Below are 12,927 nucleotides of genomic sequence, written 5' to 3'. Positions count from 1 at the left end.
ACGGCGGATGATCGGGAGGTGCGGCGGGGCCGGGAGGGTCCGGCCCGGGGTGTGCGGCCGGGCGGAGCGAGGCCGGAGTCAGTCGCCGCGCAGTCTGCCGAGGCGGTTCAGCGTCTGCCGCGCGTACCCCGCGAGCCGGGGCCGGTCCCGGACGAACCGGTGGGTGCGGCGGGCCGGTTCATGACCGGCCCAGTGCAGCACGGCCCCCACCCCGGGCCGGGTCGCGGCCCCTTCGTGGACGCTGAGCTGCCCGGTCTTGAGCGAGCCCTTGTAGCGGGCCGCGCCCCGGCCCAGGTCGAGGAGTTCGGCGCCCGTCGCCGCGGCGGCCTCCGCCATCCGCAGCAGCAGGATCAGACCCGGGGAGTACCGCCCGAACGCCGGGTCGTAGGCCGGGAACCAGTAGGAGAGGACGGTGCGCGAACGCAGTCCGAAGTGGGCGGCGACCGGCCGGTCGGCGACGTACAGCACCGAGAGGGCGCCGGAGCAGCCGGGGGCGCGGGTCTCGTGCAGCAGCCGGACCAGGGTGCTGATCCACTCCTTGGCGAAGCGGTCGCTGCGGCCGGTGCGCCGGTACTGCGCCGACTTCCACGCCATGAGGGTGCGCAGGGCGGCGGGGTCGCGCTCGTCGAGGACGAACCGCACCTCGCCCTGCTGCCGGCCGAGTCTTCGCTCCTTGGCGCGGGTGGTCCGCAGAAAGCTCGCCGACTCGGCGCGCAGCGTCTTCTCGTACGCCTCGTATCCCGCGCCGAGGTCGATCACCGGGGAGTCGAAGGTCTCGGCGGCGGCCGGTTCGAAGAGGGTCTGGCCCGCTTCGAGGCTGTCGAAGCGCCAGGAGGAGAGCGAGCAGGCGCGGAGCAGCTCGGCGGCGGTGATCCCGAGGCCGGGGGCGAGGACCGCGCCCTGGCAGTCGGAGACGCCGAGGGCGATCGCCCGGCCCCGGCCGAGCGGTCCCTGCTCGTACGGGAAGTAGCCGACGGGCTCGGCGCCCCGGTGCAGCACCGCGACGCGGGCGGCGGGGCGGACCCGTCCGGCGGTGAGGGTGAACTCCGGGGCCATGAAGGGGCTGGCGGGCGCCTCGGTCCGGGCGCGCAGCCGGCGCCACGCTTCGAGGTCCCCCTCGTCCAGCTCGGCCGGGGTGATCACCCGGATCCGCAGGCCGTCGCGGAGCCTGGCCCCGTACTGCCGAACGCCGCTCACTGCCGACACCCCCGGTCCTCCGCCGAACTCAGCCCCGTTGCCCGGCATTCCCGGTTTCCCCGCGGTTCCCCGTCTTCTCCCCGGGACAGGACGGTACCGGTCCGTACCCCTCCAGGGTAGGGAACCCCGGCCATCTTGTGGCGAATTCGTGAAGCCATGGGGCCTGCGGTGCTTGTGGTGTTCACGAGGTGCATGAGACATAGCATGAAACCGCGCCGAACGCAGCACAATCTCAGGCGAGTTGACCAACCAATATTCGAACGCGGTCTGTTGATCGTAGGATTCGGAATGCTCTCGAATCTCCTGCGGGAGTCCGGTCGCGTCTCCCGAGTCCCGTGCCCCACGGGACGCGGGCGTTGTGCAAGTCCTCGTGAAAGGCTCGGTCTTCGTGGTCGTGGTCTACGCAGTGGTCTCCTCGGACGTCAGGTCGGGCAGGGCGGGCCGGCCGGGCGGGCCGGGGCCCTCGTGGTGAGCGGAAGGGGCGCCGGAGCCGATCCGGGCGACAGAGGCCCCTCCCCCTGGTGGCCCGCGGCCGCGCTGGTCGCCGTCGCCGGCGGGGCGGTCCTCGCCGACCGGTTCACCGCCGCCGGGCCGCGCCAGATCCTCGCCTGGGCCTGCGCCGCCGTGGCCGTCCTGGCGGTCGGCTGGTCGGCCGAGCTGACCCGGCGGCTGCGGGCCGAGCGCGCCCGCGCCGCCCGGGAGCGCCGGACCTCCCGCGCCCGGGCCGCCGAAGTCACCCGTCTGGCGTCGGTGCGGCTGCCCGCCATCACCGAACTGCTCCGCGCCGGACGGCGTCTGGACTCCGCGCCCGGCCCGCTCGCGCCGGCCGCCGACACCGGCGACGAGTTCGCCCGGGCGCTGGAGACCGTGGTGGAGGCCCTCGGCTCGGACGAGGCGGTGAGCAGGGAGCGGGTGCTGCGGGACTCCGTCCAGGCCGCCTTCGAGTCCGTCGCCCGCAATATGCACGCCATGGCCACGGTCCAGCAGCAGGTGCTCGACCGGGTGGAGCGGACCATCGAGGATCCCCGGCTGATGGCCGAGGTGATGAAGGCCGACCACGCCGCCGCGCAGATGACCCGCAAGGCGCAGACCCTGCTCGTGATGTGCGGGATCTGGCCCGCCCGACGGGAGACCCGGCCGGTGTCGCTGTACGACTGCGTCCGGGGGGCGCAGTCGCGGATCGTGGAGTTCAACCGGATCGAGGTGCACGGCGGACAGACGCTGTACGTCGTGCCCGCCGCCGTCGAGGGCCTGATGCACGCCATCGCCGAACTCCTGGAGAACGCGACGGTGTTCTCGCCCTCGCGCACCCAGGTCGTGGTCACCGTGCGCGAGGTCGGCGCGGGAGCGGTGGTGGAGATCGACGACGCGGGGCTCGGGATGCCCGCGGACGTGCTGCGCCAGTCGACCGCCCGGATCCGCGACGAGCTGGACCTGGCCGAGCTGGGCGCGGTGCCCCGGCTCGGACTCGCCTGCGTCGGCCGCTGGACCAAGGAGCTGGGCTTCGGCGTCGAGCTGACGGGGACCTCCGCGTACGGCGGGACCCGGGCGGTCGCCTTCGTGCCGTACCGGCTGCTCACCGAGCCGCTGTCGCACCTCTCCGGCGGGAGCCGCCGCCAGGCGGAGCCGGCGGGGCGCGGGAGCGACCCCGGCCCGGGGCCGCGCGGGTACGCGTACCCGGACGGCGGGGCGGGCGAGGATCCCGGGCCCGGCGGAACCAGAACGGGCGGCTCCGGCGGCGCGGGCCCGGATCCGCGACCCGGCGCGCGCAACGGCGTGGGCCCGGGCCCGCACCACGGCGCGTACGCCGCCGAGCCGTACGCCGAACCGCACCCGGGCGCGCGCGCCGATCCGTACCCCGGCGGGTACTCCGGCCCGTACAACGGCGCGTACGCCGGACCGCGCGCCGCGCCGCACACCGACGGATACCCCGGCGCGCGCAACGGCTCCTCCGGCAGCTCCGCCGGCGGTCCCTCCGGCGGCTCGCACATGGGCGGGCACCCCGAGCCGTACCCGGGCGCGTACTCGGCGCCGCGCGCCGACGACCGCCCCGACGACCGCGCCGAACCGCACTCCGCCGCGTACGAGGACGGCGTCGCACCGCACCCCGGCGGCGCGGGCGAGCACGGCGTCCCCGGACCGGCGGCCCCCTCCCGGCCCCTGCCGGACGGCGGACGGGACGCCCCCGAGCGGACCGGCCGACCGGAACGGCGGGAACAGCCGGACCAGCGCGAGCGGGCGGGCCGGGCCGAAGCCTTCGACGCCCCGCCCGGCGCGAGTCTGTACCGGGACGCCGGCGTGCCGGTCTCCGGCGGCCGGCCGGGCACGGCCCCCGCCCCCGGCGCGTACGCCGACGGCTACCGGGGCGCGCCCCCGCACTCCGGCCCCCACTCCGACGCCCCCCAGCACACCGCCGCGCACCGGGCGGCGGAGGCGGCCGCGCCGTCCGACGCTCCGCACGGCGCGGCCCAGCACCATCCGGCCGGGGCGCCGGGCCGGGCGGACCGGCCCGTCGCGCTGCCGCGCCGCCGCAGCCGCCGGGGGGCCGCCGTCGAGGCCGCCGCCCAGACGGCGCTCACCCCTCAGCCGCCCGCCGCCCCGGCCCTCCCGGCCGACCGGCCCGCCTGGACCCCGGAGGCGGCGCGGGCCTCGGTCGCCAGCGTGGTGTCCGGCTCACGGCGCGGCCGGGCGGCCCTGGCCGACGCGGACGCCGACGCCGACGCCGTGAGCGACACCGGCTCCGACACCGGAGCCGCACCCCGCCCCGACCACACCGACGCGCACCATGGAGGCCGGCCGTGACCGGGACCATCACCAGACTCCCCGACCTGGGCTGGATGCTCCGCCCGCTGACCGAGATCCCGGGCGTCCGGCACGCCGTGGTCGTCTCCGAGGACGGGCTGCGGCTCGGCCACGCCTCCGCCGAGAGGCTCAGCGGACCGGTCTCCTCGCTCAGCGTCGCCGAGGCCGAGGCGCTCTCCGCCGCCTGCGCCGCGATGACCATGACCGGACGCTCCACCGCCGCGCTGCTCTTCGGCCGGGGCGCGGGCGTACGGCAGCTGATGCTGGAGTCGGAGCACGGCTTCGTGCTCTTCACCCACGCGGGAGTCGGCGCGCACCTGGGCGTGGCCACGGACACCGAGGCCGACGTCGGGCTGGTGGCGCAGCAGATGCAGTTGCTGGTGGCGAAGATCGGCGCGCATCTGAGCAGTCAGCCGAGGGACCCGGTGACCGACTCCTCATGACGGACCGTCCGGAGGACCGGACCCCATCGGCGGTACGCCCTTATGTGATCACCAGGGGACGCTCGGACACCGGCGGGGAGCCGCTGGCCTGGGAGACCCTGGTGATGGCGACCGACGCCGCCTTTCCGCCGTCCCTCCAGCCGGAGCACCACAAGATCCTGACCCACTGTCAGGGCCTGCTGTCGGTCGCCGAGGTGGCCGCCCATCTCGGTCAGCCCCCCTCGGTCGTCCAGGTGCTGCTGTCCGACCTCATCGGGTGGGGGCTGATCGTGATCCGCCCGCCCATTCCCCCGGCCGAACACACCGATGTGACCATGCTCAGAAAGGTCCTCCATGGCCTCGAAAGCCGTCTCTGACGCCCCGGACCGGGCGTCGGGACAACCGGGCCCGCACGGGGACCGGGCCCGGGACACCCCCGGCTCCGGCGCCCAGCCCGGGAAGTATGTGAGCGCCGGCGTCGTGGGCGCGGCGAAGATCCTGGTGGTGGGGCCCCTCGGGGTCGGCAAGACCACGTTCATCGGCACCGTCTCGGAGATCGAGCCGCTCTCCACCGAGGCGATGATGACGCAGGCGGGCGCCCGGGTGGACACGGTCCTGACCCCGGGCAAGACCACCACCACCGTCGCCCTGGACTTCGGCCGGATCACCATCGACGGCGCGCTGGTGCTGTATCTCTTCGGGACCCCGGGCCAGCAGCGCTTTCTGCCCGCCTGGCGGGATCTGGCCAAGGGCTCGCTCGGCGCGCTGGCCCTGGTCGACACCCGCGATCTGGCCGCGTCCTTCGACGCGCTGGGCAATCTGGAGGATCTCGGGCTGCCGTTCGCGGTCGCCGTCAATGTCTTCCCCGGCAGCCCGCGCTACTCGGAGAGCGAGCTGCGGTCCGCGCTCGATCTGCTGCCGCAGACTCCGCTGGTCGCCTGTGACGCGCGGAATCTGCGCTCCTCGGTGCAGGTGCTGATCGCCCTGCTGGGGCATCTGATCGACACCGCGCCGCCGGACCCGCCGCCCCTCACGGACACGCGCCCCGCACCGGCCGTGCCCGAGCCGCGCCCCGCGCCCGCCGCCGCCGACGCGCGCCCCGCACCGCCCGCTCCGGCGCACGCCCCCGTCAACTCGACCGCCGGGGAGTCCTCGTGACCCGTACGCCCCACCCGGCCCCGCCCCGGAACGGCGGCGGCCGCCGCCCCGCCCCGACCGCGCTGTACGGGGCGGAACTGGACGGCGACGCCATGCCCGCGCTCTACGAGCGGCTGCGGCGGGCGCACGGACCGGTGGCCCCGGTGACCATCGCGCCCGGCGTCGGCGCGTGGCTGGTGATCGGCCATCGGGAGCTGCTCCGGCTCACCCGGGAGGAGCAGGACTTCTCGCACGACCCGCGCCGCTGGACCCTGCTGCGGGAGGGCCGGGTGCCGCCCGACTCCCCGATCATGCCCATCATCGGCTGGCGTCCGGCGCTGCTCTTCGCGGACGGGCAGCAGCACCGCCGGATGCGTACGGCCGTCTCCGACGCCCTCGCCGAGATCAACGGGCATCAGCTGCGGCGTACCGTACGGGCCGCCGCCGAGGAGCTGATCGCCTCCTTCGCCGACCGCCGCGAGGCCGATCTGGTGGCGCACTACGCGCGGCGGCTGCCGGTGCGGGTGATCATCGGGCTGCTCGGGCTGGACGAGGCCACCGGGCAGCGGCTGGCGCAGGCGATCACGGGCATGGTGGTCGCCAACGCCGACTCGGTCAACGCCAGCCGGCGGATGAACGCGATCCTCCAGGCGCTGATCCAGGAGAAGCGGCAGCGCCCCGCCGACGACGTCACCTCCGCGCTGCTGAACCACTCGGCGTCGCTGACCGACGAGGAGGTGCTGCACAACCTGGTGGTGATGTTCGTCGCGGGCCAGCAGACCACGGTGAACTGGATCTCCACCACGCTGCGGGTGCTGCTCTGCGACCCGGCGTTCCGCTCCTCGCTGGCGGTGGGCCATCTCAGCGTGGACGACGCCCTGGACCTGGTGCTGTGGCGGCACCCGCCGACGCAGAACTTCCCGGCCCGGTACGCCACCCGGGACCTGGACTTCGGCGGTCAGCGGATCCGTACCGGGGACATGCTGCTGCTGGGGCTCGCCGGAGCCAACCAGGACCCCGCCGTACTGCCGGAGGACGGCGCTCCGGTGGTGGGCAACCGTTCCCATCTCGCGTTCGGCGCGGGTCCGCACGCCTGCCCGGCGCAGGACCCCGCCCGGCTGATCACCCGTACCGCCGTGGACACCATCCGCCACCGGCTGCCCGATCTGGAGCTGACGGTGCCCGAGTCCGAGCTGTCCTGGGTGAAATCGCCCTGGAGCAAGGGACTGGCGGCGCTGCCGGTGCGCTTCACCCGGCCCCAGCTGCCGCCGCCCGCCGGGGCGGCCGAGCCGTCCGCGCGGGCGGGGTGCCCGGCCGGGACCTCCCGTCACGACCCGACGTCAGGAGAGCCGAATTGACCAGCGCCGTCCCGCCCCACCGCCTGGACCCGGACGGCGGCTGCCCGCACGCCGCCAACGCCCGGCTGCTCGGCCGAGGGCCCGTCGCCGACGTCGTCCTGCCGGGCGAGGTCCCCGGTATGGCCGTCCTCGGCCACGAGGCGCTGCGGGACTTCCTCTCCCGCCCAGACGTCGCCAAGGCCCCCGCGCACTTCACGGCGCTGCGGGAGGGCCGGATCCCCGAGGGCTGGCCGCTGCTCACCTTCGCCACCGTCCCCGGGATGATCACCGCGGACGGCGACGACCACCGCCGGCTGCGGTCGCTGGTCACCAAGGCGCTCACCGGGCGGCGGGTGGAGGCCATGCGCCCGGGGATCGAGACGGTGACCGAGGCGCTGCTGGACCGGCTCGCCGGGGCGGCCGGGGACGACGGCGTCGTCGATCTGCGCGAGCACTTCGCCCTGCCGCTGCCGATGGGCGTCATCTGCGAACTGCTCGGTGTGGACGAGGCCCACCAGGACCGGCTGCACCGGCTGTCGAACCAGGTGGTCAGCACCGCCATAGGGCCGAAGGAGGCGATCGCCGCCAATCGGGAGCTGGCGGGGCTGCTGGCCGCGATCGCCGGGGAGCGGGCCGAGCGCCCCGGGACGGATCTGACCAGCGCGCTGATCGCCGCCCGGGAGGAGGACGGCGACCGGCTCAGCCATCAGGAGCTGATCGGCACCCTGCTGCTGATGATCGTCGCCGGGCACGAGACCACGCTCAATCTGATCACCAACGCGGTACGGGCCCTGTGCGCCCACCGCGAGCAGCTGGCGGCCGTCCTGGCGGGGCGGGCGGGCTGGGCGGACGCGGTGGAGGAGACCCTGCGCTGGGACAGCCCGGTGAGCTACTTCCCGTTCCGCTATCCCACCGAGGACATCACCGTCGGCGGGACGGTGATCCCCCGGGGCACCCCGGTCCTCGCGGGTTACTCGGCGGCGGGCCGCGACCCGGCGGCGCACGGCCCGGACGCGGACCGCTTCGACATCGCGCGCGGCGACAAGACCCGGCATCTGTCGCTGGGCCACGGCGCGCACTACTGCCTGGGCGCGCCGCTGGCCCGGATGGAGGCGGCGATCGCGCTGGAGGGCCTCTTCACCCGCTTCCCGAAGCTGGATCTGGCGGTCCCGGAGGCCGAACTGCCCCGGCACGGGAGCTTCGTCGGCAACAGCGTGGGGAGGCTGCCGGTCCGGCTGTCGCCCTGACGGGAGCTGGGGAGCCCGGGCGTGCGGGCCCGGGCGCGCGCCAGTGATCGTGCGCCGGTGATCGCCGAGCGGCCGGGGGATCCGCCGGCCCGCCGTCGCCGCGCCGTACGGGGAGCGACCCGCCGGAGCGCGCGTCCGGGCGCCGGCGGGTCCAGACTCTCCCTCGTACGCGCAGGTCGTCGCCGAGCAGAGCGGAAGCAAGCCCATGAGCCCAGTCATCGCCGTCACCGGAGCGAGCGGACGCGTCGGCGGCCGGATCGCCCGCCGTCTCGCCGACGAGGGGGCCGCGCCCCGGCTGCTGGGCCGGGATCCGGCCCGGCTGCCGCGGCTCGCCGGGAGTTCGCTCGCGCCGGGCGCCGCGTACGGGGACGGGGAGGCGATGCGCCGGGCGTGCGACGGCGCGGGGACGCTCTTCCTCGTCTCGGCCCGGGAGGCCCCGGACCGGGTGTCGGACCACCGGACGGCCGTGGACGCGGCGGTCGCGGCGGGGGTGGAGCGGATCGTGTACGTGTCGTTCCTGGGCGCCGCGCCCGACGCCACCTTCACCTTCGCCCGCGACCACTGGCACACCGAGGAGTACGTCCGCGCCTCGGGTCTGCGCCACACCTTTCTGCGGGACAGCTTCTATCTCGCCGCGCTGGCCGGGATGGCCGGACCCGACGGGGTGATCCGGGGCCCGGCGGGGGCGGGCCGGGTCTCGGCCGTCGCCCATGACGACGTCGCCGACGCGGCCGTCGGGGTGCTGCTGGGCGAGGGGCACGACGGGCGGGCCTACGAACTCACAGGGCCGACGGCGCTGACTCTCGCGGAGGCCGCCGAGGAGCTGAGCCGGTTCGCGAAGCGCGAGGTGGTCTACGAGCCCGAGACCCGGGAGCAGGCGTACGCCTCCCGGGCCGGTTACGGCGCGGAGGCGTGGGAGCTGGCCGGCTGGGTCACCTCGTACGAGGCCATCGCGACCGGTGAGATGGCCGCCGTGTCGGACGCGGTCCCCCGGCTCGCGGGCCGGCCCGCGACGGACTTCGCGGAGTTCCTGGAGGGGAATCCGGAGGCGTACGCGCATCTGCTGACGTGACGCCGGAGGCGTGGGCACGGCCCCTGTACGCGCGTCCGCGGGCCCGGCCCGACGGCTCCCCGGGCGGCCGAGGCCGAGCGCCCGGAGAGCCGTCGGGGGCGAGGAGGCCCTAGCAGCCCGCCCTGACGTGCCGGCAGTCCATCCAGCCCTTCTCGCCGATGCTGTCGCGGACGTAGTACCAGCGCCGTCCCTCGGGGCTGTTGGCGTACTTGCTCCAGTGGATGGCCTCGCCGGCGTAGGTCCCGATGACGGCGGTGCAGGAGGTGCGGTAACACTTCCTGATCTTGCCGCCCCGGGATGTCGTCGCGTGCCAGGCGGGGGGCGGGGCCGCCGCGACGGCGTTCGCCGCCTCGGCCCGCTGGGCGGGGGCGGCCTGGGCGGCGGGCCCCGTGGCGCCGGTGGTCAGCCCGACGGTCAGCGCGACACCGGCGGCAAGGGTCATGAGCCTGCTGCGAACAGCAATAAAACCTCCTGAGACGGGACGTTCCTCCAGAGGGTGGCAGGGGCGCGGCCGGTTCTCCCAGAGGGCCTCGGGGGGCGATCGCGTTCGAAGAGTGAACCGCCCCGGACGGGTCCGGACGGGTTTCGCCCGCCCCGGTCCGGGTCCCGCCCGGTCAGCGGCTCTTGCGGCCCCGCCGCCAGACGTCCGTGACCAGCGGCACCCCGGGGCGGTAGGCGAGGTGGACATGGCTGGGCGCGTCGAGAAGGGCGAGGTCGGCGCGGGCCCCGGGGGCGAGGCGGCCGACGTCGGTGCGGCGCAGGGCGGCGGCCCCGCCCGCGGTGGCCGACCAGAGCGCCTCGTCCGGGGTCATGCCCATGTCGCGTACGGCCAGGGCGACGCAGAACGGCATCGAGGAGGTGAACGAGGACCCCGGGTTGCAGTCCGTGGAGAGCGCCACGGTCGCCCCCGCGTCCAGCAGCCGCCGGGCGTCGGGCCATTCGGCGCGGGTGGAGAACTCCGCGCCGGGCAGCAGCGTGGCGACCGTGCTCCCGCTCGCCAGCGCGTCGACGTCGTCGTCGTCGAGGTGGGTGCAGTGGTCGGCGCTGGCCGCCTCCAGCTCGACGGCGAGCCGGACCCCGGGCCCGTGGCCGAGCTGATTCGCGTGCACCCTCGGCACGAGCCCCTTCGCCCGGCCCGCGGTGAGCACGGCGCGGGCCTGGTCCTCGTCGAACGCGCCCTTCTCGCAGAAGACGTCGACCCAGCGGGCGTACGGCGCGCAGGCGTCGAGCATCTCGCCGGTGACCAGACCGACGTAGCCGGCCGGGTCGTCGGCGAAGTCCGGGGGGACGATGTGCGCCCCGAGGTAGGTCACCTCGTCGGTGTGCCGGGCGGCGATCTCCAGGGCGCGGGCCTCGTCGTGCGTGGTGAGCCCGTACCCGGACTTGGTCTCGAAGGTGGTGGTGCCCTGGCGCAGCGCCTCGTCGAGATAGCGGACGAGATTGGCCTCCAGGGCCGCGTCGGAGGCGGCGCGGGTGGCGGCGACGGTGGTGCGGATGCCCCCGGCCTCGTAACGGCGTCCGGACATCCGGGCGTTGAACTCCTGGGTGCGGTCGCCGCCGAAGAGGAGGTGGGAGTGGGAGTCGACGAAGCCGGGGATCGCGGCGCGGCCGCGCGCGTCGTGGACGGCGTCGGCGGCGGGCGCGGACCGGGCGGGGCCGACCCAGGCGACCGTCTCGCCCTCGATGAGGAGGGCGGCGTCGGGGACGACGCCGAGGGGGGACGCGTCGCCGAGCGCGGGGTCGTTGGTGACGAGAGCGCCGATGTTGGTGATGAGGGTGGTGGTGCTCATGGGTTCCTCTCCGTGGCAGCGGCCGGCCCGGACGCCCGGAGGTCCGGGGCCCGTCCGCCCCACGGTACGGGCCGCTCCGGGCCGTTCCGGAGGCCGTGTCCGAGGGTGCGGCGGGCGCCGGTGTCACCCGGATGGCCGTCTACCCCGCCCCGGTCACCGTGCGCCACCATGTGCTCACAGACCTCTGTTGAAGGGGAAAGCACATGCGCGAACGGAAGAAGTAGCGGTGGCGGCCCTCTTCGCCGAGCGGCATCGGCGACTGGCGGACGCGATGGACCGGTCCGGCGCCTGGCCCGGGCGCTCCCCGTGGATCCGGGAGGCCATGGACGCGTTCCCGCGTCATCTGTTCGCCCCCGACCGGCTGTGGCGGCCGCACGGCGGGGTGTTCACGCCGGTGGACCGGGAGGCCGACGCCTTCCGCTGGGCGGAGGCGGTCTATCCGGACCCGGAGACGGCGACGGTCACCCAGGTCGTCCGGGGCCGGGAGGCGGATTCGCTGCCCGGCCAGGGGATCGTGGCGGACATGCTCGACGCGCTGGGCCCCAAGCCCGGTCAGCGGGTGCTCGAACTGGGCACCGGCACGGGGTGGAACGCGGCCCTGCTCTCCCATCGCACCGGCCCGGACCTGGTGACCAGCGTGGAGGTGGACCCGGAGCCGGCCGCGGCGGCCCGGCGGCGGCTGGCGGCCGCCGGGGCGCGGGTCGCGGTGGAGGTGGGCGACGGCGCGGCGGGCCGGCCCGGATCGGGCCCGTACGACGCGGTGATCGCGACGTACGCGGTGGACCGGATCCCCTGGGCGTGGGTGGCCCAGACCCGGCCGGGCGGCCGGATCGTCACCCCGTGGGGGCGGCTCGGGCACGTGGCGCTCACCGTCGCCCCGGACGGGCGCTCGGCCGGGGGCTGGGTGCGGGGGCTCGCCCGCTTCCCGGCCGCCCGGGGCGCGCGCACCGGTCTGGAGGACTTCGCCCGGGTCCGGGGGGCCGGTCCGGCCGTCGGGGAGCGGCCGTGGGGGCGGGATCCGGCGGCCCTGCGCGACGACCGCCATCTGCGGTTCGCCCTGCGGGTGGCGCTGCCCGACGTCCGGATCGCCGTCCTCGCCGACGCGGACGGGCCCGCCGCCCGGCTCCACGACGGCCGTTCGTCCTGGGCGGCGCTCTCCGCGCGGTCCGGACGCCCCGTCACCGCCCTCCAGGGCGGCCCGCGACGGCTCGCCGACGAGCTGGAACAGGCCTGGGACGGCTGGCTCGAGGCGGGCAGCCCCGATCTGTACGAGTTCGGGCTGACCGTGGAGTCCGCCGAGTGCCAGTACGCCTGGGCGCTGGACCAGGAGACGGGCCCGCGCTGGCTCCTGACCTGACCGGCCCGGACGAGCTGTCCTAGGGCCTCTCCTCCGGCTCCGGGTCCTGACCCCGGATCAGCCGGCGGTGGGCGTCCCGCAGCCCGTCCGGGAGATCGTCCGGCGAGAACCATCCCGCCTCCAGGATCTCGAAGGAGTCGATCTCCATCGTCCCGCCGACCAGTTCCGCCTCGTACACCAGCTCCATCCGGAGCCTGAATCCGCTGTTGAGCACCAGCAGCCGCCCCGCGCGCACCTCCAGGCCGGTCTCCTCGCGGACCTCGCGGACCACCGTGCCGCCGAACTCCTCGCCCCGGACCGCGTATCCGCTCGGCATCCCCCACTGGCGGCCCTCGGGCCACATCCGGTGCTTCAGCAGCAGCACCCGCCCCTCGCCGTCGCGGACGACGCCGGTCACCCCCACCATGAACGTCGCCTGGGTCAGCCAGAGGATCCGCCACTGCCAGGATCCCCGTACCTTCCGCCACGCACGCGCGACCAGCCGCTTCATTCCGCACCCTCCCGAGGACGGCCGGGCCGCACGGAACACGGCCCGCCCACGGCCACCATGACCGACGGGCCGGGGC

General features: G+C 75.6%; 12 protein-coding genes. 8 read left to right on the top strand and 4 right to left on the bottom strand.

What is annotated here, in order from left to right:
- Nucleotides 1-78 precede the first annotated feature (78 nt).
- Nucleotides 79-1,155 (bottom strand): GNAT family N-acetyltransferase, encoded by a 1,077-nt coding sequence (locus ACF089_RS24925; protein ID WP_392030609.1) that lies wholly within the window; start codon nt 1,153-1,155, stop codon nt 79-81.
- A 510-nt stretch (nt 1,156-1,665) separates the two neighbouring features.
- Here ACF089_RS24925 and ACF089_RS24920 point away from each other — a divergent pair.
- The 7 genes from ACF089_RS24920 to ACF089_RS24890 all read left to right on the top strand — a co-directional run bounded on the left by ACF089_RS24920 (nt 1,666) and on the right by ACF089_RS24890 (nt 9,214).
- Entirely contained in the window at nt 1,666-3,999 is a 2,334-nt protein-coding gene (locus ACF089_RS24920) for an ATP-binding protein (RefSeq protein WP_392030437.1), read from the top strand.
- Nucleotides 3,996-4,442, top strand: coding sequence for a roadblock/LC7 domain-containing protein (locus tag ACF089_RS24915; protein WP_392030434.1), 447 nt, complete (start codon nt 3,996-3,998; stop codon nt 4,440-4,442). The genes ACF089_RS24920 and ACF089_RS24915 overlap by 4 nt, the downstream gene beginning before the upstream one ends.
- The gene (locus tag ACF089_RS24910) at nt 4,439-4,798 is read left to right on the top strand and encodes a DUF742 domain-containing protein (RefSeq protein WP_392030432.1); all 360 of its coding nucleotides are present in this window, start codon (nt 4,439-4,441) and stop codon (nt 4,796-4,798) included. The genes ACF089_RS24915 and ACF089_RS24910 overlap by 4 nt, the downstream gene beginning before the upstream one ends.
- Complete coding sequence (locus ACF089_RS24905; protein ID WP_392030429.1) at nt 4,776-5,579, top strand: ATP/GTP-binding protein; 804 nt, start codon at nt 4,776-4,778, stop codon at nt 5,577-5,579. The genes ACF089_RS24910 and ACF089_RS24905 overlap by 23 nt, the downstream gene beginning before the upstream one ends.
- The gene (locus ACF089_RS24900) at nt 5,576-6,916 is read left to right on the top strand and encodes a cytochrome P450 (protein ID WP_392030426.1); all 1,341 of its coding nucleotides are present in this window, start codon (nt 5,576-5,578) and stop codon (nt 6,914-6,916) included. The genes ACF089_RS24905 and ACF089_RS24900 overlap by 4 nt, the downstream gene beginning before the upstream one ends.
- Nucleotides 6,913-8,142, top strand: a complete 1,230-nt coding sequence (locus tag ACF089_RS24895) for a cytochrome P450 (protein WP_392030423.1) — start codon at nt 6,913-6,915, stop codon at nt 8,140-8,142. Before ACF089_RS24900 ends, ACF089_RS24895 begins: the two co-directional genes overlap by 4 nt.
- Nucleotides 8,143-8,347: 205 nt before the next feature.
- Nucleotides 8,348-9,214, top strand: coding sequence for an NAD(P)H-binding protein (locus ACF089_RS24890; RefSeq protein WP_392030420.1), 867 nt, complete (start codon nt 8,348-8,350; stop codon nt 9,212-9,214).
- 109 nt (nt 9,215-9,323) lie between these two features.
- Here the strand turns inward: ACF089_RS24890 and ACF089_RS24885 are convergent, their stop codons facing one another.
- Both ACF089_RS24885 and hutI read right to left on the bottom strand, forming a co-directional pair.
- Complete coding sequence (locus tag ACF089_RS24885) at nt 9,324-9,656, bottom strand: hypothetical protein (protein ID WP_392030417.1); 333 nt, start codon at nt 9,654-9,656, stop codon at nt 9,324-9,326.
- A 172-nt stretch (nt 9,657-9,828) separates the two neighbouring features.
- Nucleotides 9,829-11,004: an imidazolonepropionase gene (gene hutI, locus ACF089_RS24880; protein WP_392030414.1), complete on the bottom strand. Its 1,176-nt coding sequence runs from the start codon at nt 11,002-11,004 to the stop codon at nt 9,829-9,831.
- Nucleotides 11,005-11,230: 226 nt separating this feature from the next.
- Here hutI and ACF089_RS24875 point away from each other — a divergent pair, with 226 nt between their 5' ends.
- The gene (locus tag ACF089_RS24875) at nt 11,231-12,361 is read left to right on the top strand and encodes a methyltransferase domain-containing protein (RefSeq protein WP_392030411.1); all 1,131 of its coding nucleotides are present in this window, start codon (nt 11,231-11,233) and stop codon (nt 12,359-12,361) included.
- Between the two features lie 19 nt (nt 12,362-12,380).
- Here ACF089_RS24875 and ACF089_RS24870 read toward each other — a convergent pair whose 3' ends face one another.
- Nucleotides 12,381-12,851, bottom strand: a complete 471-nt coding sequence (locus tag ACF089_RS24870; protein ID WP_392030408.1) for an NUDIX domain-containing protein — start codon at nt 12,849-12,851, stop codon at nt 12,381-12,383.
- Between the last annotated feature and the right edge of the window lie 76 nt (nt 12,852-12,927).

The organism is Streptomyces sp. NPDC014894 (assembly GCF_043080985.1).
Lineage (GTDB): Bacteria > Actinomycetota > Actinomycetes > Streptomycetales > Streptomycetaceae > Streptomyces.
Note: the sequence above shows the minus strand (reverse complement) of the source record. Positions and strands in the feature narration are given on the sequence as shown.